This window comes from Microbacterium sp. Root61 (assembly GCF_001427525.1).
Taxonomy (GTDB): Bacteria; Actinomycetota; Actinomycetes; order Actinomycetales; family Microbacteriaceae; genus Microbacterium.
Genome location: NZ_LMGU01000001.1, coordinates 1797278 through 1817280, shown reverse-complemented (window position 1 = coordinate 1817280; position 20003 = coordinate 1797278). Strand labels below are relative to the sequence as shown.

Sequence of the window (20003 nt, the reverse complement as noted above, 5' to 3'; positions counted from 1 at the left end):
CACCCTGAGGTCGCAGCCCCCTGACAGACTCGAAGGATGAGCTCTGACACGCGGACCGAGGCCCTCGAGACGCTGCGGGCGCTCGTCGGTCGCCCCGACGCCGACTTTCACGAGGGGCAGTACGAGGCGATCGATGCCCTGGTCGACGGTCGACGTCGCGCGCTCGTGGTGCAGCGCACGGGGTGGGGCAAGTCGGCGGTCTACTTCGTCGCGACGCTGCTGCTGCGCCGGCGCGGCGCGGGACCGACGGTACTGGTCTCACCGCTGCTCGCCCTGATGCGCGACCAGATCGCGGCGGCCGAGCGCGCGGGTGTGCGGGCGGTCGCGATCAACTCGACGAACGCGCACGAGTGGAGCGACGTGCTCGCGCGCCTCGCCGCAGATGACATCGATGTGCTCCTGGTCTCGCCGGAGCGGCTGAACAACCCCGACTTCCGCGATCAGCAGCTGCCCGCGCTCATCGCTCGGATGGGGATGCTGGTGGTCGACGAGGCGCACTGCATCAGCGATTGGGGCCATGACTTCCGCCCCGACTACCGGCGACTCGGAGATCTCATTCGACAGCTTCCTGCCGGCATCCCGATCCTCGCGACCACCGCGACCGCCAACAGCCGCGTCGTCACCGACGTTGCCGAGCAGCTGGGCCGCGGCACCGACGAGACGGGCGTTCTCACCATCCGCGGGCCGCTCGCGCGCGCCTCGCTGCGCCTGGGTGTGCTGCGCCTGCCCGACGCGCGCGCACGCCTCGCCTGGCTGCTCACGCATCTGGGCGACATGGCCGGGTCGGGCATCATCTACAGCCTCACCGTCAGCGGCGCCGAGGATGTCGCCCGGCTCCTGCGCGAGGCCGGGCACGACGTCCGGGCGTACACCGGCCAGACCGACTCCGCCGAGCGCGAGGAGCTCGAGGGCCGCCTCAAGCGCAACGAGGTCAAGGCGCTCGTGGCCACCAGCGCGCTCGGCATGGGGTTCGACAAGCCCGACCTGGGCTTCGTCATCCACCTGGGCGCGCCGTCCTCGCCGGTGGCGTACTACCAGCAGGTCGGACGTGCGGGCCGCGCGACCGAGAACGCCGACGTGCTCCTGCTGCCGGGGCCCGAAGACCCCGACATCTGGCGCTACTTCGCGACGGCGTCGATGCCCACGCGCGAGCGGGCCGAACGCGTCATCGGCGCGCTCGGCGATCAGCCGCTGTCGACCCCGGCGCTCGAGTCGCTGGTGGACATCCGCCGCACACCCCTCGAGCTGCTGCTGAAGGTGCTCGACGTCGACGGTGCCGTGCACCGCGTGCGCGGCGGATGGGTGTCCACGGGCGCGCCGTGGGAGTACGACGCCGAGCGCTACGACCGCATCGCAGCCGAGCGCCGAGTCGAGCAGCAGCACATGATCGACTACGAACAGACCAGCGGATGCCGCATGGAGTTCCTGCAGCGCTCGCTCGACGACGACACCGCCACACCCTGCGGCCGGTGCGACAACTGCGCGGGCATCTGGTTCCCGCGCGACATCGCCGAGGGTGCGACGGCATCCGCGGCATCCTCCCTCGATCGTGTCGGGGTGCCGATCGAGCCGCGCGCGCAATGGCCGACCGGCGCCGACCGGCTCGGGGTGCCCGCCCGCGGCCGCATCGCCGTCGAAGAGCGCGCCGAGGAGGGACGCGCTCTGGCACGCCTGACCGATCTCGGCTGGGGCGGCACGCTGCGAGCCGTGTTCGAGAATCCGACGGATGCCGAAGCGTCTCCGGCGCTGCGGGATGCCGCCGTCCGGGTGCTCGCGGACTGGAGCTGGGCGCAGCGACCCACGTCGGTGGTCGCGATGCCGTCGCGGCGCCGACCGCTGCTCATCGACTCACTGGCGCGCGGACTCGCGGTGGCGGGGCGGCTGCCGTTCATCGGCACGCTCGGCATCCGCAACGGCGGTCCGACCGGCGACCCGGGTGGCAACAGCGTCTACCGCCTGGCCGGGCTGTGGGATCGGTTCGACGCGTCCGGCCTGGAGATCCCACCCGGGCCGGTGCTGCTCGTCGATGACCTGGCCGACAGCCGGTGGACCATCACGGTGGCCGCGCGGGAGCTACGTCGCGCGGGCGCCGACGCGGTGCTGCCGTTCGCGCTGGCGCTGCGAGGCTGATCGCGCTGCCGAGATTGCGAGCCGGCGCGGCTGAGACCGCGTCCCGCGACTACTGCGCGGCGCGCCGCTCGGCCAGCACCTCGCGCCAACCCTCCGGCACCCGCTCGGCGGGGCCCGGCGTCGTCTGCGCATCGGGGTGACTCGTCGGCGGTGCGAGCTCCGGTCCGTCGATCAGCTGTTGCGTCTCGAAGTCCCAGAACCAGTCCTCGCCGGGCTCGAAGGTCTGGATCACCCGGTGCCCCGAGCTCTGCGCGTGCGCCGACGCATGACGATTCAGCGAATCGTCGCAGCATCCGATGTGTCCGCACGCGGCGCAGCGGCGCAGATGCACCCACCAGCTCCCGGATGCCTCGCACTCCACGCACCCGTCTCCGCTGGGCGGCACATCGGCGTGGATGTCCACCGAGTCGCTCATCCCGAGGCTCCCGGTCGCGTCGCCTTTCCGTCCAACCACAGCGTGTCGGACTCATCGCGATGTGTGCCCGTCGTGCCGACGTACTTGGCGTCGATGGTCGGGCCCTTCTTGATGACATGGACCAGCGCCATCCCGTGCCCGCGGCCGAGGTCGTAGTCGTCTTTGAGCCATTCGAGGATGACTCCGGCCTTGATGTCGGGCTGGTCGAAGCCCTTTGTCGCCGCGATGTCCACGAGCTGACGAGGGGTGAGGCCGGTCTTGTCTTCGATCGCGTCGAGATATGCCTGGAATGACATGTGGGTCCCTTCTGACGCGACCAGACTACTCAGGTGCGCTCGCGGCGCCAGAGCGCCGAACCCTTGCGGGGTCGTGAGCCGAGCGGCATAGTCGAGGAGAAGACGGGCCTCGCCACAGCGCCCGGCAGTCAGGAGACGCTCTTGGAATCCGCAGCCGCCCACCCCTCGATCGAAGCCGCGAACGCCCGAGCGCTCCAGTCGATGCCCTTCTCGGATACGCAGGATTTCGAGGACGCCGACCGCGGATTCATCGCCGCACTCGAGCCCGGCATCGTGCGGGCGGCGGACGGCCATGTCGTCTACGACGCCGACTCTTATGGATTCCTGGCGGGAGAGGCGCCCGCCACGGTGCACCCGAGCCTGTGGCGCCAGTCACAGCTGGTCGCGCGTCAGGGCCTCTACGAGGTCGTTCCCGGCATCTACCAGGTGCGCGGCATCGACCTCTCGAACGTCACCTTCGTCGAGGGCGACACCGGCGTCATCGTCATCGACCCGCTCATCTCCAGTGAGACGGCCGCGGCGGCGCTCGGCCTCTACCGCGCCCACCGCGGCGAGCAGACCGTGGTCGCGGTCATCCACACGCACAGCCACGTCGACCACTTCGGAGGCATCTTCGGTGTCACGAGCCAGGCCGATGTCGACGCCGGTCGCGTGCAGATCATCGCGCCGGAGGGATTCGTCGAGCACGCCGTGTCCGAGAACGTGTACGCAGGTACGGCGATGTCGCGCCGCGCCGGCTACATGTACGGCGCAGCGCTCGCGCGCGGACCGCAGGGGCAGGTCGGGGCCGGTCTCGGTCAGACGACCTCGAGCGGCGAGGTCGGGCTCATCGTGCCGACCGTCACCATCTCCCGCACGGGCGAGACGTTGACCGTCGACGGGGTCGAGATCGAGTTCCAGATGGCGCCCGGCACGGAGGCGCCCTCCGAGATGCACTTCTACTTCCCGCAGCACCGCGCGCTGTGCATGGCGGAGAACGCCACGCACACGCTGCACAACCTCCTCACCCTGCGGGGTGCAGTCGTGCGCGACCCGCACGTGTGGTCGACCTACCTCACCGAGGCCATCGACCGCTTCGGCGACCGGTCCGACGTCGTGTTCGCCTCGCACCACTGGCCGACGTGGGGGAGCGACCAGATCGCGACCTTCCTCAGTCGGCAGCGCGACCTCTACGCCTACTTGCACGACCAGACGCTGCGACTGCTGAACCAGGGCTACACGGGCGCCGAGATCGCCGAGATGATCCAGCTGCCCCCGGCCCTGGATGCGACGTGGAACACGCACGGCTACTACGGCTCGGTCAGCCACAACGTGAAGGCGATCTACCAGCGCTACATGGGCTGGTTCGACGGCAATCCTGCGCGCCTCTGGCCGCACGCGCCTGCCGAGCAGGCCACGCGGTACGTCGAGGCGATCGGAGGAATCGATCGTGTCGTCGAGGTCGCGCAGACCGCCTACGACGCGGGTGACTTCCGCTGGGCGGCGACGTTGCTCGATCACGCGGTGTTCACGGACGCCGATCACGCGGCCGCCCGTGCGCTCTATGCCGACACGCTCGAGCAGCTGGCCTACGGCGCGGAGAACGGCACCTGGCGCAACTTCTTCCTCTCCGGGGCGACCGAGCTGCGCGAAGGCAACTTCGGCACGCCCACGGCCACCAGCGCGCCCGCCATCCTGGCGCAGCTCACGGCGGAGCAACTGCTGGACGCCATCGCGATCACCGTCGACGGGCCGCGCGCCTGGGATCTGGACCTCTCGTTCGCGCTCACTTTCACCGACCTCGACGCCACTTATCTGGTCACGCTGCGCAACGGCGTGCTGGTCTACCTCCAGGCGCCGGCCGCGGACGGCAGCGTCACGATCGCGCTCACGCGGATGCGTCTGCTGGCGCTGCTCGGCGGAGACGCGAGCGGCGACGGCATCGCGGTGTCCGGCGGCGCGAACCCGCTGCCCCAGCTGCTCGGCGTCCTGGACGCGGGCGACCCGAGCTTCAACATCGTGGTGCCGTAGCCATGCTGGTCGCGTATTGGATCGCGGCCGGGCTGCTTGCCGCCGTCACGCTGTTCGCCGCTCTGCTCAAGCTCTTCCGTTCGAAGGCGCAGCTCGAGGAGAGCGGTATGGCGTGGACGGCCGACTTCGCGCCGTCGACGATCGTGCTCATCGGCGTGCTCGAGCTGGTCGGGGTCGTCGGGCTCATCGTGCCGCCGTTGGTCGGGATAGCCCCGATCCTCGCCCCGCTGGCGGCGGTGGGACTCGGCATCCTGCAGATCGGTGCCTCGATCACGCATCGCCGCATCGGCGAGACTCCGGCCCTCAACGTCGCCCTGGTGGTGCTTGCGGCGATCGCGGCGGTGACGGGTTTCATCCTGTGGGCGTGACCGGATTCCGTTGATCGGAAACGGACGCGACCCGATCCCGCCTCCGCCGTAGCGTGCTCGTGATGGTCGGCGACGACCGGATCGGCAAGGAGGCCGGATGTCACTCACGCAGGATGCGCCACGGATCGAGCCCGAGGTGAGCTCGCGGACCACGCTGACCGTGCGCGCCAAGCGGCTCGTGGCCGGAGACGTGCTCGAGGTGACGCTGGCGCGTCCGGACGACTCGCGGCTGCCGGACTGGGCTCCCGGGGCGCACATCGACCTGATGCTGCCCAACGGCACGACCCGGCAGTACTCCCTGGTGGGGGACCGGTGGGATGCCCACACGTACACGGTCGCCGTGCTGCGCGAACGCGATGGACGCGGCGGCTCCGAGCTGATCCACTCCGGCCTGGAGGTCGGCATGGCCGTCGGATTCGGCGGACCGCGCAACAACTTCCGCCTCGCGCCGGCCGAGGAATACCTCTTCGTCGCCGGCGGCATCGGCATCACCCCGATCCTGCCGATGATCCGCCAGGCGCAGCTGCTGGACATCCCGTGGCGGCTGCTCTACCTCGGCCGCACGCGCCCGGGCATGGCATACCTGGATGAGCTCGAGGCATCCGGAGACCGGGTCACCGTCCACGCCGCGGACGAGCGCGGACGCGCTGATCTCGACACCTGGATGCCGCAGACAGGCGGCGCCGTGCGCGTGTACGCATGCGGCCCCGAGCGGCTGCTCGCCGCGGTCGACGCATGGGCGGCACCGCTCGGTCGGCACGCGGTTCGTCTCGAACGGTTCACGGCGGCGCCGGGCGTCGGGGACGGCGTCGCGACGCGCTTCGAGGTGGAGATCCCGCGCATCGGGCAGACCGTGCAGGTCGCGCCCGACGAATCGATCGTCGACGCCGTCCGTCGCGTGGGCGTCGAGGTGCTCACCTCGTGCGGTCAGGGCGTCTGCGGCACGTGCGAGACGGTCGTGCTGCGCGGCGATCCCGAGCACCGCGACTCGCTGCTCGACGACGAGGAGCGCGCCCACTCCGACTGCATGTTCCCCTGCATCTCCCGCGCCCGCAGTGCGCGACTCGTGCTGGACCTCTAGGAAGGCGCCGATATGACCACGGCCATCACACCCGCCGAGACGGCGACCGCCGAGGCATCCGCCATCGATCCGTTCTCGATGGAGTTCTTGAGCGACCCCCTCCCGTACCACGAGGTGCTGCGCGAGGCCGCGCCGGTCGTGCGCCTGGACGCCTACGGCGTGTACGCGATGGCGCGCTACGCCGAGGTCCACGCCGCCCTTGTGGATTGGCAGACGTTCGAATCCGGCGCCGGTGTCGGCGTCGCGAACTTCCGCATGGAGAAGCCGTGGCGTGCGCCGAGCCTGCTGCTGGAGGCGGACCCGCCACGCCACGATGCGCCCCGCTCGGTGTTGACCAAGCTGCTCAGCCCGCGCGCGCTGCGACGGCTCGAGGAGCACTGGAAGACGGATGCGGTCGCCGTCGTCGACGAAGTGCTCACGCGCGGCACCGAGTTCGACGCGGTCACCGACCTCGCCGAGGTGTTCCCCCTGCGGGTGTTCCCCGACGCCGTCGGCCTGGGCAAGACCGGGCGCGAGCACCTACTGCCGTACGGCGACTTCGCGTTCAACGCGTTCGGACCGCAGAACGAGCTGGTCACCACGGCAGCCGCGACGATCGGTCCCACGATGGACTGGATCGGCGTGCAGTGTCAGCGCCAGAACCTCACCACCGACGGCATCGGAGCGCAGATCTGGGCCGCATCGGACCGCGGCGACATCACGCCCGCGCAGGCGCCGATGATCGTGCGCTCGCTGCTGACGGCGGGCGTGGACACCACCGTCACCGGAATCGCCGCGATCGTGAACGCCGTGGCCACGCATCCGGACCAGTGGCGGCGGCTGAAGGAGGACCGGTCGCTGCTGCGCGTCGCGTTCGAAGAGGCCGTGCGGCTCGAGTCGCCCGTGCAGGCGTTCTTCCGCACCGCGACGCGCGACATCCGCGTCGGCGGCGTCGACATCGCCCAGGGCGAGAAGATCATGATGCTGCTGGGCGCCGCCAACCGCGACCCGCGCCGGTGGGAGAATCCGGACGCGTTCGACCTCTCCCGCGACCCGTCGGGGCACGTCGCGTTCGGGATGGGCCTGCACCAGTGCGTCGGTCAGCACATCGCGCGCCTGGAGGCGCTGGCGATGCTGGAGGCGCTGCTGGACCGGGTCGAATCGATCGAGCTGACCGAGGCGCCGCGGCGGCACCTGAACAACACGCTGCGCGGGTTCGAGGCGATGCCGGTGCGAGTGCGGATGGCCTGACGGTTCGGGTGCTCTCAGACGTGGTCGCGCCACGAATGGCGCGGCGCGTACCCGAGCAGGCGCCGCGCCTTGTGGATCGACAGCAGGGTGTCGTTGATGCCGAGCTCACCGTGGATCGGCACGCCGGGGAACACCTCGGCCACCAGCTCGGCGTTCGGTCGCGACATGACGGTGTCGGCCGCGGCGATGATGAAGCGATCGAACCCCGGCGGAGCGGACTGCAGCGCGCGCTCGATGGCCTGCGCGCCGTCCCGTGCGTCGATGTAGCCCCACAGGTTCCATTTGCGCGCGAGCGGATCCGCGTCGAACGCCGGGAACGCGGCGTAGTCGTCGGGCTCCATCACGTTGGAGAACCGCAGCGCCGTGATGGCGACGTCAGGATGCCAGCGCACCAGCTCGGTCGCGAGCTGCTCCTCGAGCACCTTGACGATGGAGTAGACGCTCTCCGGCCGCGCCGGATAGTCCTCGTCGACGGGGATGTACGGCGGCGGCACGTCGAAGGGGAGACCGAGCACGGTCTCGCTGGACGCGTAGACGATGCGACGGATGCCGAGGCGCACGGCTGCCCAGAACACGTTGAACGTGCTCGACATGTTGTTGTGGAACGTCGCGACGTCGGTGCGCAGGCCGGGGGCGGGAATCGCGCCGAGGTGTACGACGGCCTCGAACGGCTCGCTGCGGTCGATGCCGCCCAGGGCGTCCACGACCTGCCCGTAGTCGGTGAGGTCGACCACGGCGAATCCCGGGCCGCGGGCGCCCGCGATGTCGAGTCCGGTGACCTCGTGTCCGGCGGCACGCAGCTCACGGGCGACGACGGTTCCGAGCTTGCCGGACGAGCCGGTCAGGGCGATGCGCATGCACCCAGCCTGGCACGTCCTTGCGCATCGCTGCCGGGTGTGCGGCGCATCGCGGCATAGTATCGACTGGCCCAGGGCTTCTGAAACCCCGGGCTTCCCCCATGTACACCGATCCGCCGACGCCCGCGTCGGCATGGAGCGCTCCCTTGGCACGCACACCTCTCTCCGGCATCCAGCACTCGATCCGCGCGGGCGATTACGAAGCAGTGATCGCCGGCGTCGGCGCATCGCTGCGCTCGCTGACGTATCGCGACCGCGACCTGGTCGTCCCCTTCGACGCGGACGAGGTGCGCCCGGCGTTCCGCGGCGCGACGCTGGCACCGTGGCCCAACCGCGTCGTCGACGGGACCTACGAGTTCGGGGGAGAGACCCACCAGTTGCCGCTCACCGAGCCGGCGCGCGGACATGCCCTGCACGGGCTGGTCGCCTGGCTCGAGTTCCACGTCATCGACAAGGACCCGAGCCACGTCACCCTGGCCGGCGTCATCGAGGCGCAGGCCGGCTACCCGTGGCGCGTCATCGTGGAGACGACGTTCGCCCTGAACTCCGAGGGCCTCACGCAGGTGGTCACCGCACGCAACGACGGACCCGTGGCGGTGCCGTGGGGCACGGCTCCGCACCCGTACCTCGTCGCCGGGTCGTCGCCGCTGGACGAGTGGACTTTCGGACTGCCCGCAGCGCAGGTTCTCACCGTGACCGAGGACCGCCTCATCTCGACCGGGCTGCACCCCGTCGAGGTGGATGCCGCCCGGTTCGACTTCCGCACCCCTCGCCCGATCGGATCTGTCGAGATCGACCAGGCGTTCACCGGGTTCACCCGTGATGCCGACGGTCTCGCGCGCGCGACGGTGACAGATGCCGCCGGCTCCGGTGTGGCGATGGTCTGGGACGAGTCCTGCCCGTGGGTGCAGATCCACACCGCCGATCTCGCCGGGGGAGCCGCGAACCCGAACAATCGGCTCGGCCTCGCCATCGAGCCGATGACCTGCGCCCCGGATGCGTTCAACGCGGGCGCGGCCGACTTCGACGCCGGGCTGATCGTCATCGAGCCCGGCGCGACCGCGACCGCGCAGTGGCGCATCGAGGCGATCGGCTGAGCCGACTCAGTGCTGGTGTTCGCCCCGCACCAGCTCGTGCCCGCCGTGGTCGGGTGCGAGGCGTCCCGCCTCGGTCGCGGCAAGTGCCGGGGTGACCAGCGCCGCCACGACGACGGCGGCGATCAGCAGGCCGATGATGCCGGGCCTCCCGGCCGCCGGTATCCGCCGCAGCGCGATCGCGCACGCGACCCCGGCGGTGACCAGCAGAGCGGATGCCGCGGCCACCGCGACGACGCTCGTCCGCGCCGGATCGACCGTCAGCGCGAGCGCGCCGGCGGTCAGGCCGACGAGCGCGCCGGCAACCCCGAGGCGCGGCGCGACGATGCGTCCGCGCGAGAGGGTGAGTGCGCCCCACAGCAATCCCGCGCCGCCCAGCGTCGCCAGGGCGAAGCCGATCGCCCTGGCCGCGGCATCCGTTCCCTCGCTCGTGAGTATCCCGGCGCCGAGCGCCAGCTGCACGAGTCCACTGCCCCACGCCACCACCGCCGGCCACGACGCGGCCCGCGGTGCGGACCGCGTCGTGGCACGAGCGCGCGTGGCGCCCGCGATCGTGGTCGTCATCAGGCGATCCGACCCCGGGCCGTGCTCATCGTGCGGTCGGCGGCGAGGCCGACGCCGAGCAGCACGAGGGCGCTCGCCAGGTGCAGGAAGTGGTCGAACGTGTTCAGCGCGAGGATGTTGAGGCTCGTGCCGACGAGGAAGAAGCCGACGATGCCGAGCAGCAGGTAGACCGCACCGATGATCGAGTTGACCAGCTTCGCCGCGGTCACCGACGCGAGTCCGGCGATGAGCAGGGCGGCGCCGATCAGCAGGTGCGCGACGTTGTGCAGGGGGTTCACCTCGAAGATCCCGAGGAGCAGCCCGCCCTCGGTCGCGATGAAGCCGATGCCTCCGGTGACGGCGAAGCCGAGCAGCCCGACGAGGACGTAGACGCCGCCGAAGATCGTGGCGACGAGGCGGTTGGGTGACTGACGCATGAGAGGCCTCCCTGATGGTGCGCGGCGAGGTGCCGCATCGGAGGTTCTTCGGAGACCGGCGTCGATCGGATGGCTGCGGCATCCGACCGCCCCCTCGCGATCGGATGCCGCAGCCGCACGGGGGAGAACCCCACGCGCGGCGGAGGGCTCCCGAGTACTCTCCGGAGCCCTCCGCGTCGTGCCGGTCCTCGGGGCGCTGCCCGTGGACCGGAGTCTGTGCCGGTCAGTCGCCGCGCATGGCCTCCTTGGCCTCATTGCGCTTGCGCACCGATTCGGCTTCGGCTTCGGCCTTCTTCACGTCGGCATCAGCCTTGACCTCGTCGATCTTGTCGCCGATCTTGTCCGTGGCGTCGTCCCACGCATCCTTGATCTTGCGGCCCGCAGTATCTGCGACTTCCTTGGCGTCGTCAGCGATTCCCATGATGATGCTCCTTTCGTGGAGGGCGTGAGCTTCCACGCTACGTCGGCTCCGCGCGTTGGCAAGGGGGTTGCGGCCTCCGCGCCCGCTTGATACGCGATGTCGACACCGAGTCGTCGCGACCCCTAGGCTGAGCGCCATGCCTCTCGTCTCACTCGTCACCACGCCCGCTCCGATCAGCGCTGATATGGGTCCGTGGATCACCACGTCCTGGGTCATCAGCCTGGTCTTCTACGTCATCATGGCCGTCGCGCTGTGGAAGATCTTCACGAAGGCCGGGCTCCCCGGCATCCTGGGGATCATCCCGATCGTGAACGTGGTCTTCCTGGTGAAGATCGCCGGCATGTCGGGCTGGCTGGCGCTGCTCTACATCATCCCGATCGTGAACTTCGTCTTCGGGATCATCGTCGCCCTCAAGCTGGGCGAGCGCTTCGGCAAGGGCGGCGTGTACTCGTTCTTCCTGCTATGGCTGTTCGCGTTCGTCGGCTACCTGATGCTGGGCTTCGGTTCCGCCACGTACCGCAAGCCGGTGGCCGCCGGCGCCTGATCGCTAGGCGAAGGGGGTCGTCGTATCGATGGCCTCGCGCAGCGGTCTGCGCATCGGCGCCCAGTAGCGTGTCGGCGTGACCCGCGTCAGGATGTCGACGAGGCGCGCCTCCCGCCCGATCATGGTGCGGGGGCGCCGCCGGACCGTCGCATCGACGATGCGTTCCGCGGCATCCGTCGGTTCGGTGTGGTACATCGCGGCCTGCGCGTTCGCTGCACGCTGGGCCACGGCGGGATCGATCGACGCGGCGAAGCGGCCGTGCAGGATGATCCCCGTCTTCACCCCGGCGGGGTAGATCGCACCCACCGTCACCCGTGACCCCTCCAGCTCGTGCCGGAGTGACTCGGTGAACCCTCGGACCGCGAACTTGCTCATCGCATAGGGGATCCGCCCCGCCGGGGCGGCGAGGCCGTAGATGCTCACCAGGTGCGTGATGTGCGCTTCGCGCGCACGGCGCAACGCCGGCAGCAGGGCCTTGGTGATGTTCACCGTGCCCCACAGATTGACGTCCATCAGCCAGCGCATCTCATCCATCGTGAGCTGGTCGATGTCGCCCAGCATCGACGATCCCGCGCACGTGATCAGGGTCTGGATCTGCGGATGCTGCGCCTCGATGTCCTGCGCCAGCGCGAAGACGGCCGCATCATCAGTGAGGTCGACCGTGTGCGTGGTGTGCCCGGTGCCGGCGAGGTCGGTCGCGAGCGCGGCCAGTCCTTCACCGTTGCGGTCCACGAGCGCCAGTCGTGCGCCGCGTCGGGCCAGGGAGCGGGCGACCTCGGCCCCCATGCCGCTGGCGGCTCCCGTGATGACGCTCGTCGCGCCCTTTACATCCAGTCGTGCTCGTGCCACGAGGCATCCCATCCGTCGTCGTTGCCGGTGCTGATCCGATTCTCACTCACTCGCGCACGTGTCGCGGACGATAGCCTCGATACAACGGAGGGGGTGCGAATGGGAAAGACCTCGGATGCTGTCGCCGAGGGCGTCTCGATCGCGTCTGCCGCCGCCCGTCTGACGGTGCGCAATCACATTCTGGTGGAGACGATCGCGCGCGGGGGACAGTTCGACCCTGACGGTGTCGCGGAGTTCGCGCGGGAGACGTTGCGCGCCCTGGCGACGGAGCAGGAAGCCGCTGCGGAGCTCGCGAAGAAGCAGCGCAAGAAAGCGTGGGGCAAGTTCACCGACCCCGACGGCACGCACGACTACCGTGATCGCGACACCCGCAACCTGCGCAAGCGGCACCGGCAGTACGTGCGCGTGGCGGCGCGACTGCGGGAGATGGCCGACGATGCGACCGCGGTCGCCGAGCTCGTCGAGCAGGCGCGGGACGCCGCATGGGGCGATGTCGAGGCGAACCTGCAGCGTCGGCTGCGCGTCGAGGGCATGACGGCCGAGTCGGATCCCGACTACGAGACGATGCGGGAGGCGCGGATGGAGGCCTTGCAGCTGATCGATCTGCCGAGATTGGCCGCGCATGCGACCCGTCGTTCGGCCGCTGCGCGTGCCGATCGGAGCCGGTCTGACGCGCAAGCCGACCTCGATTCGCGGGGACGCTCTTCGTAGGGTAATCTTGACCACGGCCTGCGCGCCGTATCGTGTGCAGGCTTTGCGCCCGTAGCTCAATGGATAGAGCATCTGACTACGGATCAGAAGGTTGGGAGTTCGAGTCTCTTCGGGCGCACACTGTGTTGAGACAGTAATGGGAAAAAGGGCCGGTGACGGCCCTTTTTCTCGTTTCTGGACCGTTCTGAGTGGGCGAGTCCGCCAATCAGAAGCGAGTTCGGGGCGATCGCAGCCGGCTCCTGCGTGAATCTGCCAGAGAATCGGATGTCGCCTGCGCGACTCCGCGCCGAATCAGAGCGTCGTGCGGCGTGCGCAGGTCTTCCGCTGCTGACGCAGATGGTGCCAGGCTTCGGCCCAGGGGCGCTCGATACTGAGGGCGCCTTTCAGGTCGACCTGCAGAGCACAGACGCTGCTGCGTTCCCCGAGTGGGCAGATCGTCTAGGTCCGGGACGGGTTCTCGTTCTTCGGAGCGTCGCGGAGATGACGGCGACCAGGGTCCCCGCGGCAACGCCGATCACGGTCTCGAGCGCGCGATCGCGAAGGAGGACGTCTGCGGGTATCGGTGCGGCCAGTTCCACCATGAGCAGCGCCAGCGGCGTGACGAAGATCATCGCGATGCCGTAGTTGCGTCCGACGAACATCTCTGCACCGACCTGGCACACCACGGCGATGGCGATGACGGCCAGGGGCGGAAGGTGCAGAGCGAGAATGCCGGCGGCGGCCAGCACTCCCAGCAGAGTTCCCGCGAGGCGCTGTAGTCCGCGGATCACTCGGGCATTCACGTGGGCGCCGCTGACTGCTGCCACTGCACCGACCATCGCCCAGTACCAGTGGGAGTCGAGCAGCAGGAATCCGATCACGCCTGCGAGCATCGTGGCCACTCCAACGGTGACCGCCATCTCCCACGCGATGTTGCCCACTCGTTGGGGCCGCTTGCTCGGTGCCATCGTCGGGATGGCGCGGGTGACGATGATCGCGACGGCGACCGTCACCAGCAGTGCGAACAGGACGCTCGCTCCTCCCACGATGAGCACGTCGAGGAAACTGGTGGCGGATGCGGGGATGCTGGCGGTCGCGCCGATCGCGAACACGACGAACAGCGCCCCGGGTGGATGCCATTGCATCGCATAGGCGAGCAAGGTGACCAGTGACGCGAGCACGGGCACCACGAGTACGGACACGATCGCAGGCGTTTCGATGACGGCCAGCGCGGTGCCCGCGAGCATCGCGGCGAGCAGAATTCCGCCCGCGCTTGCCTGCATGCGCACGCGGTCTGCGAAGCCGTCGTTGCGGCCGTACAGCGCCGCGAACGCCCCGAAGCTCGCGTAGACACTGAGGTCGAGCCGCCCGACCGCCCACAGAATCAGGAGGGGGACGCCGACGCTGAGTGCCGCTCGCAGCGCAACGCGGTGGTCGCCGTGCGAGGGAGCGATCCGGAGAACTCCGGTCCACACTCGTCCACCAGAACCCGCCACGCCTCAAGCATAGAGAGGGGATTCTGCGCAAAGGGTGTTGCGCACTCGGGCAGGGGTCCAGCTGGATCGCACACATCGACCTGACAAACAGGGAGTGTTCGCGCCCCGAGGTACCATCAGCGCATGGGGAGATTCATCTACGACACCATGGGCAACTCCGTCGATATCGATGACCGCACGCTTGCGCATCTGCGGGTCGTGATGATGAACAAGCTGCGCCGATCGGAGTCGTTCATGTTCGACGTCGAGATCGGCGACGGAAGCGGCCGGCGCAGTTTTTGGATGCATCCTGCCGTCCCGCTCCAGTTCCACTTCTTCGGCAGTCGCAACCCGGCCATCAATCGTGCGTGGATCGAGGAACTGATGGTCTCGGCGAGCAGCCCGAGCGGCTTGATCATCACCCCGGAACCCGCGGAGGACACCACGGCACGCCAAGTCCCGATCCCCTGAGATGCCGTCAGGGCATCGGAAACGGATGCTCCCGCTGAATCGGACGTGGGCGAGTTGCGTCTGACGTCGAACTCGACGACCCCGACCCGCTCACCGTGGACTCCATCGATTGAAATCGCACGCTAGAGCAACGTCCTCCTTACCAGCGGAGTGGCTCGACACTAGGGGCACGCGGATGCCTCACTTGTGGTGAGTCACCGCCCACGCTGAGCCCGCGCTTTCGTGCAATTGTCAACCCCCAGCGCGGTGTTGATCACGGGTCATATCGTCTGTTCATGAAATCACCGGGCTCACGTCGTGCGCGGTCTCGCGTCTACGCGGGGGCGATCATCCTGGCGTGGGCGTTGGGGACGACTTCGTGCTCGACAACAGGCCCGGACGCGATGTTGGAGAGCGTCGTGCAGGACCTGATCAGTTCGGGACGTGCCGCCGAAACCGGATTGATGATAGATGCAGCGGGAGGGATGCTGCCGGGCTCGCTCACCACCCTGCTCTCCGACATGTCGCGGGAGATCAGCGCCTCGATCACCGAGTTGGAGCTCGCACCGGCGGATGAGGGTGATGCGCTGTACCGCGCGGACGCGCTGACCGCAGCCAGAGGAACCCTCGAGGCGGTGCGCCTGGCCCAGTACGGCCACACCTCCGCCGCGATCGAGGAACTCGACACATGGCTCGCTGAACTCTCCGGCCTCGAGGACGAGCAGTGAAACGCCTCTTCGCCGTCGCACTCGGCATCCTCACCGCGATCGGCGGATTCGTCGACATCGGCGATCTGGTGACCAACGCCGTTGTCGGCTCGAAGTTCGGGCTCGGGCTGGCGTGGGTCGTTCTCGTCGGAGTCGCGGGGATCTGTCTGTATGCCGATATGGCGGGGCGAGTCGCAGCGGTGAGTGGGCGCGCGACATTCGAAATCATCCGCGAGCGGCTCGGCCCGCGCGCCGGGCTCGCCAACCTCTCTGCGTCCTTCCTTATCAACCTGTTGACCCTGACGGCCGAGATCGGTGGTGTCGCGCTCGCGCTGCAGCTTGCGGCCGGGGTCGGACCTGGGATGTGGATTCCGGTTGCGCTGTTCGCCGTGTGGGTCGTGATCTGGCGCACCAGGTTCTCGATCATGGAGAACGTCGCGGGACTGCTGGGTCTCACGCTTATGGTCTTCGTCGTCGCCCTGTTCCTGCTACGGCCGGACTGGGGACAGCTCACCGCGCCGGCCTTCCAACCATGGCTGCCGGCATCCGAGAGTCCCGTGTCGTATTGGTACTTCGCGGTGGCACTTTTCGGTGCGGCGATGACGCCGTATGAGGTGTTCTTCTTCTCCTCGGGAGCCGTCGAGGAGAAGTGGACCAAGAGCGACCTCGCCACCGAGCGGGCGAACGTATTCATCGGATTCCCGCTCGGCGGCATCCTCTCGCTCGCCATCGCCGCGTGTGCCGCGGTCGTGTTACTGCCGCAAGCGATCGAGGTCACCACCCTGTCCCAGGTCGTGCTCCCGGTGGCGCAGGCCGGCGGGCAGTTGGCCCTCGCCTTCGCGATCGTCGGAACCCTGGCTGCGACCTTCGGCGCGGCGCTCGAAACCACGCTCTCCTCCGGCTACACGCTCGCGCAGTTCTTCGGCTGGAGCTGGGGCAAATTCCGGCGCCCCGCCCAAGCGGCACGATTCCACGTCGCCATGATCGTGTGTCTCCTCGTCGGGGGCGGCATCCTCGCGACCGGCGTCGATCCGATTCAGGTCACCGAGCTTTCCGTAGTGTTCTCCGCGGTCGCCCTTCCGTTGACCTACTTCCCGATCCTGGTCGTGGCGAACGATCCGGAGTACATGGGCGACGAGGTCAACGGCAAGATCCGCAACGGCCTCGGAGTGGCCTTCCTCCTCATCATCGTGGTGGCGGCCGTAGCCGCGATTCCACTCTTGATCGCTTCGGGAATGGGGTCGTCATGAAGCGCGCGTCCAGGCCGCAGCATCCGCTCGAGTGGTACCGGGATCCGGACGGTCGGGGTGTCGATGCTCGACTTCATCTACTGGACCGCCAGATGATCGATCGCGACGGCGTGCCTTTCAGCACCGTCGACGATGTCGAGTTGACGGGGATCGAGATCGGAGAAGCGGTTGATCATGCCGACGCGCCGCGTGTGGCAGCGATCCTGGTCGGGGCCGCTGTGCTGCCGCGGATCTTCGGCGGCCATATGCCCCGATCGCGGTGGGATCGTCTCGCGTGGCAGGACGTCGCTCGTCTGGGGACTGTCATCGAGCTGCGGGTTCACGCCGACGACCTGGATGGGGTGTGGCTCGAGCGTTGGTTCCGTGATCGTGTCATCGCACGAATCCCCGGAGGGCGCCATGCTCCTGAGTGAACTCCTCGGCCGCCGGGTCCGCACGCCGGACGGTTCCGAAATCGGGACCGTGGTGGACGTGCGATTCCGGCGGTCAGCCCGAAACGGCCGCAGGGAAGGCGACCTCGAACTGATCGCACTGCTGGTCAGCCCGCACAGCCGCACTTCGATGTACGGGTACGAGCGGGGGCGCGTCGACCGTCCTTGGCTCATCGCGGCGGTCATCAGCTGGCTGCATCGCAACTCACGGATCATTCCTTGGGAATGTGTATCCCGTGTCGAGAAGGATGCAGTCATTCTCGGGGTCGTCCCGCCGGTAATCCCGTTGGACGTGCGTGCGCCGATTCGCTTGGAGCATCAGCACTGAAACCGTACTCCCGCACGACAAGGACACCATCCGATGGGTGCGACCTCGCTCCATCGCGGGAACGGGGCTGATCAGGCTATCCGCTGAAGCTGGTCGGGGAACCGTCCGGTGCGCCTTCCGGTGCGGTTTCGGGACTGATTGCCACCGGCCCGGTGTGGACGTGTTCATCGACGAGCAGGATGCCACCCGAGGAGTTGGCCGATGCCGCCAGCTCGTCGATCCACTGCCGGCTGAGTGCGGGCCGTTCAGGATCATCGAAGACAAATCGCAGCGGAATCGATGGGTGCAGACACACGGTGCTTCGCCCGCGAGGCTCGTCGTCCGGGTGCCGCCACGAAAGGGTGAAACTCTCTCCCCGTCGCAGTTTTGTGGCAATCACGACTTTGAGGTGGGCCAGGGCGCGATCTTCGATATGGATGACCGTTTCCATGCCGCCGTAGTACATCGATCCCATGACCCCCATGGTACCGCGGGGGAGTTCGCGGCGGCCAAGACGGTGTACCCGACCTGCGCTTGTCGTGGGGGCAGCATCACAGAGCAGGTGCTGCGGCGGCTCCATTGGGTCGCGAAGGTCCCGGACCGGGCGGCGCATCCGTCAGTTGCTTTCTCATGAACACTGTGGCGGTTCCGTCGCCTGCTTCGATGCGCACCGATTCCACGTAGCCGCATCGCTCGTAAAGTCGAATGTTGGCTTCGCTGAGGCTTCCCGTGAACAACTCCGCTTCAGCGGCGTGGGTGTGTTGCTCGGCGGCTTCCAACAGCCGACGTCCGATCCCCTCGCCCTGCATGTCCGGGGCGATCGCGAGGCGGCCGATCAGAAGCACCCCATCGAGTTCGCGCGTGCGGATCGCTCCGACGATACGGTGCGCCCTCCTGGCGACCCACCCGTCGGATTCCTGCAACTCTGCGGTGAGCTGCTCGAGCGTCTGAACGAGAGGGGGCATATTCGCATCGCCGTAGATCAGTGCTTCAGACACGAAGGCTGCACGCTGAATCGTCAGGATCTCTCCCGCATCGTCGGGTGATACGCGGGTGAGAACGACCTCATCGGCGGGCTCGGACGTCATGTCCGCGTGCGTTGCTCCTCGATTCACCGGGACTCGTCGTCCGCTGAGGGGTCGCCACTCTCGGTCATCGGTTCACCGATGACCCCGATCCCGACGGCTTCATGACTGGGCTCCGGCTCCTGCGGTTGCTGCGGTTCCTCCGGTGTCGCGGCTCGGGGCTCCTGCCCTACCTCCTTCTCCGTGCTCGGCTCCTCCAGATCCTGGGTCGCCGGCGCGTCTTCGGACTCGCGGCCATTCGATTCACCGTTCATCGTTGCTCCCTTCGATCAACCCCAAGATTGCGATCCAACGGGTGTGGCGCGCAATGGAGTTGACAAACGTGCACCGGTCACTTCGGGCATGCGAGCCGGAAGCTTCAGTCTGTCCGCCGCATGCTCGCCTACTCTTGTCAACCCCCTGCCGCGATCGCGGAGGGTCGGGTCTTCTGGGGGAATGGACACGCAAGCCCTCACCGACCCGCGCACCAAGTACTACACCGGCAAGTTCCCTCTGCAAGCGCAGGATCAGCCCGGACTCACGGCGGATACGGCTCCGAGGCCGGACCACGGGGAGATCTCCTATATCGGCACCGGGCGTCTGGCCGGGCGGAAGGCGCTGATCACTGGCGGTGATTCCGGGATCGGACGTGCGGTGGCGATCGCGTTCGCTCGAGAAGGGGCCGACGTCACCATCGCGCATTTGCCCGAAGAGGAGGGGGATGCCGCGGATACTGTCCGACTGATCGAGGAAGCCGGTGTTCGGGGGCTGTCGCTCGGAGGAGACGTACGCGACGAAGAGTTCGCCGGCCGTATCGTCCAGGACACCGTCGATGGGTTGGGCGGGCTGGACATCCTCGTTCTGAATGCGGCCTATCAGAAGGACCGCGACGGGCTCGCGTCGCTGCAGACGGACGAGTTGGATCGGGTCTTCGAAACCAACCTCTACGGGCTGCTGTTCACCGCGCGCGCGGCGCGCTCACACCTGATGCCCGGGGCATCCATCATCGTCACCGCATCCATCCAGGCGTTCGATCCATCTCCTGGTCTCATTGACTACGCGATGACCAAGGCCGCCCAGGTCGCCTTCGTGAAAGCTCTCGCCGAGGAACTCGGACCGGAGGGCATCCGCGTGAACGCGGTCGCGCCCGGCCCTATCTGGACGCCGTTGATCCCAGCGACGTCGTTCGATGACGAAAAGCTCCGCACGTTCGGCTCGGACACCCCGCTCGGTCGCGCGGGACAACCTGCCGAACTCGCGGGCGCATACGTCTACCTGGCCAGCGAGGACGCCTCGTACGTGTCCGGTGCGGTGCTACCCGTCACCGGCGGACGAGCTCTGTGAGGAGGACACG

The 20003-nt window shown here is 68.4% G+C and carries 25 protein-coding genes and 1 tRNA gene; 15 read left to right on the top strand and 11 right to left on the bottom strand.

Annotation, left to right across the window (positions count from 1 at the left end; all coding sequences use genetic code 11):
* The first annotated feature begins 36 nt into the window (after positions 1 to 36).
* Positions 37 to 2130, top strand: coding sequence for a RecQ family ATP-dependent DNA helicase (locus ASD65_RS08870; protein WP_056221353.1), 2094 nt, complete (start codon positions 37 to 39; stop codon positions 2128 to 2130).
* A 49-nt stretch (positions 2131 to 2179) separates the two neighbouring features.
* Here ASD65_RS08870 and ASD65_RS08865 read toward each other — a convergent pair whose 3' ends face one another.
* Complete coding sequence (locus ASD65_RS08865; protein WP_056221350.1) at positions 2180 to 2545, bottom strand: UBP-type zinc finger domain-containing protein; 366 nt, start codon at positions 2543 to 2545, stop codon at positions 2180 to 2182.
* Positions 2542 to 2841 carry a DUF4287 domain-containing protein gene (locus ASD65_RS08860; RefSeq protein WP_056221347.1) on the bottom strand — a complete coding sequence of 100 codons (300 nt, stop codon included), beginning with the start codon at positions 2839 to 2841 and terminating at the stop codon, positions 2542 to 2544. Before ASD65_RS08860 ends, ASD65_RS08865 begins: the two co-directional genes overlap by 4 nt.
* A gap of 141 nt (positions 2842 to 2982) precedes the next feature.
* On the opposite strand from ASD65_RS08860, the gene ASD65_RS08855 reads away from it, so the two are divergent.
* From ASD65_RS08855 to ASD65_RS08840, 4 genes are all read left to right on the top strand, one after another.
* Positions 2983 to 4851, top strand: a complete 1869-nt coding sequence (locus ASD65_RS08855) for an alkyl/aryl-sulfatase (protein WP_056221344.1) — start codon at positions 2983 to 2985, stop codon at positions 4849 to 4851.
* A 2-nt stretch (positions 4852 to 4853) separates the two neighbouring features.
* Positions 4854 to 5219, top strand: a complete 366-nt coding sequence (locus ASD65_RS08850; RefSeq protein ID WP_056221342.1) for a DoxX family protein — start codon at positions 4854 to 4856, stop codon at positions 5217 to 5219.
* A 97-nt stretch (positions 5220 to 5316) separates the two neighbouring features.
* Positions 5317 to 6300, top strand: a complete 984-nt coding sequence (locus ASD65_RS08845; RefSeq protein ID WP_056221339.1) for a PDR/VanB family oxidoreductase — start codon at positions 5317 to 5319, stop codon at positions 6298 to 6300.
* 12 nt (positions 6301 to 6312) lie between these two features.
* Complete coding sequence (locus ASD65_RS08840) at positions 6313 to 7530, top strand: cytochrome P450 (RefSeq protein WP_056221336.1); 1218 nt, start codon at positions 6313 to 6315, stop codon at positions 7528 to 7530.
* Between the two features lie 14 nt (positions 7531 to 7544).
* Here the strand turns inward: ASD65_RS08840 and ASD65_RS08835 are convergent, their stop codons facing one another.
* Complete coding sequence (locus tag ASD65_RS08835) at positions 7545 to 8387, bottom strand: NAD-dependent epimerase/dehydratase family protein (RefSeq protein ID WP_056221334.1); 843 nt, start codon at positions 8385 to 8387, stop codon at positions 7545 to 7547.
* Positions 8388 to 8488: 101 nt separating this feature from the next.
* Here ASD65_RS08835 and ASD65_RS08830 point away from each other — a divergent pair, with 101 nt between their 5' ends.
* A complete protein-coding gene (locus tag ASD65_RS08830) occupies positions 8489 to 9484 on the top strand; it encodes an aldose 1-epimerase family protein (protein ID WP_056221331.1) in 996 nt (331 codons plus the stop codon).
* A 6-nt stretch (positions 9485 to 9490) separates the two neighbouring features.
* On the opposite strand, the gene ASD65_RS08825 is transcribed toward ASD65_RS08830, so the two are convergent.
* The 3 genes from ASD65_RS08825 to ASD65_RS08815 all read right to left on the bottom strand — a co-directional run bounded on the left by ASD65_RS08825 (position 9491) and on the right by ASD65_RS08815 (position 10882).
* A complete protein-coding gene (locus tag ASD65_RS08825) occupies positions 9491 to 10045 on the bottom strand; it encodes a hypothetical protein (RefSeq protein WP_056221328.1) in 555 nt (184 codons plus the stop codon).
* The gene (locus ASD65_RS08820) at positions 10045 to 10461 is read right to left on the bottom strand and encodes a DUF4383 domain-containing protein (RefSeq protein WP_056221326.1); all 417 of its coding nucleotides are present in this window, start codon (positions 10459 to 10461) and stop codon (positions 10045 to 10047) included. The genes ASD65_RS08825 and ASD65_RS08820 overlap by 1 nt, the downstream gene beginning before the upstream one ends.
* A gap of 223 nt (positions 10462 to 10684) precedes the next feature.
* Positions 10685 to 10882, bottom strand: a complete 198-nt coding sequence (locus ASD65_RS08815) for a hypothetical protein (protein ID WP_056221323.1) — start codon at positions 10880 to 10882, stop codon at positions 10685 to 10687.
* 136 nt (positions 10883 to 11018) lie between these two features.
* Between ASD65_RS08815 and ASD65_RS08810 the strand changes: the two genes are divergently transcribed.
* Positions 11019 to 11426, top strand: a complete 408-nt coding sequence (locus tag ASD65_RS08810) for a DUF5684 domain-containing protein (RefSeq protein WP_327042036.1) — start codon at positions 11019 to 11021, stop codon at positions 11424 to 11426.
* A 3-nt stretch (positions 11427 to 11429) separates the two neighbouring features.
* Here the strand turns inward: ASD65_RS08810 and ASD65_RS08805 are convergent, their stop codons facing one another.
* A complete protein-coding gene (locus ASD65_RS08805) occupies positions 11430 to 12275 on the bottom strand; it encodes an SDR family NAD(P)-dependent oxidoreductase (protein WP_235566641.1) in 846 nt (281 codons plus the stop codon).
* A 99-nt stretch (positions 12276 to 12374) separates the two neighbouring features.
* Between ASD65_RS08805 and ASD65_RS08800 the strand changes: the two genes are divergently transcribed.
* Positions 12375 to 12986 carry a hypothetical protein gene (locus ASD65_RS08800; RefSeq protein ID WP_056221317.1) on the top strand — a complete coding sequence of 204 codons (612 nt, stop codon included), beginning with the start codon at positions 12375 to 12377 and terminating at the stop codon, positions 12984 to 12986.
* A gap of 45 nt (positions 12987 to 13031) precedes the next feature.
* A tRNA-Arg gene (locus ASD65_RS08795) sits at positions 13032 to 13104 on the top strand.
* Between the two features lie 265 nt (positions 13105 to 13369).
* Here the strand turns inward: ASD65_RS08795 and ASD65_RS08790 are convergent.
* A complete protein-coding gene (locus tag ASD65_RS08790) occupies positions 13370 to 14461 on the bottom strand; it encodes an FUSC family protein (RefSeq protein ID WP_082561644.1) in 1092 nt (363 codons plus the stop codon).
* Between the two features lie 123 nt (positions 14462 to 14584).
* Between ASD65_RS08790 and ASD65_RS08785 the strand changes: the two genes are divergently transcribed.
* The 5 genes from ASD65_RS08785 (at position 14585) to ASD65_RS08765 (ending at position 17606) form a co-directional block, all read left to right on the top strand.
* On the top strand, positions 14585 to 14911 hold the full coding sequence (locus tag ASD65_RS08785; protein ID WP_056221315.1) for a DUF7882 family protein: 327 nt from the start codon (positions 14585 to 14587) through the stop codon (positions 14909 to 14911).
* A gap of 275 nt (positions 14912 to 15186) precedes the next feature.
* On the top strand, positions 15187 to 15618 hold the full coding sequence (locus ASD65_RS08780) for a hypothetical protein (RefSeq protein WP_156378820.1): 432 nt from the start codon (positions 15187 to 15189) through the stop codon (positions 15616 to 15618).
* Positions 15615 to 16847, top strand: coding sequence for an NRAMP family divalent metal transporter (locus ASD65_RS08775; RefSeq protein ID WP_056221309.1), 1233 nt, complete (start codon positions 15615 to 15617; stop codon positions 16845 to 16847). Before ASD65_RS08780 ends, ASD65_RS08775 begins: the two co-directional genes overlap by 4 nt.
* A 92-nt stretch (positions 16848 to 16939) precedes the next feature.
* Positions 16940 to 17260: a hypothetical protein gene (locus ASD65_RS08770; protein WP_235566640.1), complete on the top strand. Its 321-nt coding sequence runs from the start codon at positions 16940 to 16942 to the stop codon at positions 17258 to 17260.
* Positions 17247 to 17606, top strand: coding sequence for a PRC-barrel domain-containing protein (locus ASD65_RS08765; RefSeq protein WP_056221303.1), 360 nt, complete (start codon positions 17247 to 17249; stop codon positions 17604 to 17606). Before ASD65_RS08770 ends, ASD65_RS08765 begins: the two co-directional genes overlap by 14 nt.
* A gap of 76 nt (positions 17607 to 17682) precedes the next feature.
* Here ASD65_RS08765 and ASD65_RS08760 read toward each other — a convergent pair whose 3' ends face one another.
* The 3 genes from ASD65_RS08760 to ASD65_RS08750 all read right to left on the bottom strand — a co-directional run bounded on the left by ASD65_RS08760 (position 17683) and on the right by ASD65_RS08750 (position 18924).
* Positions 17683 to 18060 carry a DUF7882 family protein gene (locus ASD65_RS08760; protein ID WP_056221300.1) on the bottom strand — a complete coding sequence of 126 codons (378 nt, stop codon included), beginning with the start codon at positions 18058 to 18060 and terminating at the stop codon, positions 17683 to 17685.
* 76 nt (positions 18061 to 18136) lie between these two features.
* Positions 18137 to 18673 carry a GNAT family N-acetyltransferase gene (locus ASD65_RS08755; RefSeq protein WP_082561643.1) on the bottom strand — a complete coding sequence of 179 codons (537 nt, stop codon included), beginning with the start codon at positions 18671 to 18673 and terminating at the stop codon, positions 18137 to 18139.
* Positions 18674 to 18696: 23 nt separating this feature from the next.
* On the bottom strand, positions 18697 to 18924 hold the full coding sequence (locus tag ASD65_RS08750; RefSeq protein ID WP_056221297.1) for a hypothetical protein: 228 nt from the start codon (positions 18922 to 18924) through the stop codon (positions 18697 to 18699).
* A gap of 181 nt (positions 18925 to 19105) precedes the next feature.
* On the opposite strand from ASD65_RS08750, the gene ASD65_RS08745 reads away from it, so the two are divergent.
* Complete coding sequence (locus tag ASD65_RS08745) at positions 19106 to 19993, top strand: SDR family oxidoreductase (protein ID WP_056221295.1); 888 nt, start codon at positions 19106 to 19108, stop codon at positions 19991 to 19993.
* The last annotated feature ends 10 nt before the right edge of the window (positions 19994 to 20003 follow it).

Coding starts and splice junctions, on each gene's coding strand:
- ASD65_RS08845 (WP_056221339.1), top strand. CDS start 5,317: ATGTCACTCACGCAGGATGCGCCACGGATCGAGCCCGAGGTGAGCTCG.
- ASD65_RS08865 (WP_056221350.1), bottom strand. CDS start 2,545: ATGAGCGACTCGGTGGACATCCACGCCGATGTGCCGCCCAGCGGAGAC.
- ASD65_RS08800 (WP_056221317.1), top strand. CDS start 12,375: ATGGGAAAGACCTCGGATGCTGTCGCCGAGGGCGTCTCGATCGCGTCT.
- ASD65_RS08840 (WP_056221336.1), top strand. CDS start 6,313: ATGACCACGGCCATCACACCCGCCGAGACGGCGACCGCCGAGGCATCC.
- ASD65_RS08750 (WP_056221297.1), bottom strand. CDS start 18,924: ATGAACGGTGAATCGAATGGCCGCGAGTCCGAAGACGCGCCGGCGACC.
- ASD65_RS08815 (WP_056221323.1), bottom strand. CDS start 10,882: ATGGGAATCGCTGACGACGCCAAGGAAGTCGCAGATACTGCGGGCCGC.
- ASD65_RS08745 (WP_056221295.1), top strand. CDS start 19,106: ATGGACACGCAAGCCCTCACCGACCCGCGCACCAAGTACTACACCGGC.
- ASD65_RS08765 (WP_056221303.1), top strand. CDS start 17,247: ATGCTCCTGAGTGAACTCCTCGGCCGCCGGGTCCGCACGCCGGACGGT.
- ASD65_RS08830 (WP_056221331.1), top strand. CDS start 8,489: ATGTACACCGATCCGCCGACGCCCGCGTCGGCATGGAGCGCTCCCTTG.
- ASD65_RS08825 (WP_056221328.1), bottom strand. CDS start 10,045: ATGACGACCACGATCGCGGGCGCCACGCGCGCTCGTGCCACGACGCGG.
- ASD65_RS08810 (WP_327042036.1), top strand. CDS start 11,019: ATGCCTCTCGTCTCACTCGTCACCACGCCCGCTCCGATCAGCGCTGAT.
- ASD65_RS08820 (WP_056221326.1), bottom strand. CDS start 10,461: ATGCGTCAGTCACCCAACCGCCTCGTCGCCACGATCTTCGGCGGCGTC.
- ASD65_RS08770 (WP_235566640.1), top strand. CDS start 16,940: ATGATCGATCGCGACGGCGTGCCTTTCAGCACCGTCGACGATGTCGAG.
- ASD65_RS08760 (WP_056221300.1), bottom strand. CDS start 18,060: ATGGGATCGATGTACTACGGCGGCATGGAAACGGTCATCCATATCGAA.
- ASD65_RS08785 (WP_056221315.1), top strand. CDS start 14,585: ATGGGGAGATTCATCTACGACACCATGGGCAACTCCGTCGATATCGAT.
- ASD65_RS08835 (WP_056221334.1), bottom strand. CDS start 8,387: ATGCGCATCGCCCTGACCGGCTCGTCCGGCAAGCTCGGAACCGTCGTC.
- ASD65_RS08780 (WP_156378820.1), top strand. CDS start 15,187: ATGAAATCACCGGGCTCACGTCGTGCGCGGTCTCGCGTCTACGCGGGG.
- ASD65_RS08870 (WP_056221353.1), top strand. CDS start 37: ATGAGCTCTGACACGCGGACCGAGGCCCTCGAGACGCTGCGGGCGCTC.
- ASD65_RS08860 (WP_056221347.1), bottom strand. CDS start 2,841: ATGTCATTCCAGGCATATCTCGACGCGATCGAAGACAAGACCGGCCTC.
- ASD65_RS08755 (WP_082561643.1), bottom strand. CDS start 18,673: ATGACGTCCGAGCCCGCCGATGAGGTCGTTCTCACCCGCGTATCACCC.
- ASD65_RS08850 (WP_056221342.1), top strand. CDS start 4,854: ATGCTGGTCGCGTATTGGATCGCGGCCGGGCTGCTTGCCGCCGTCACG.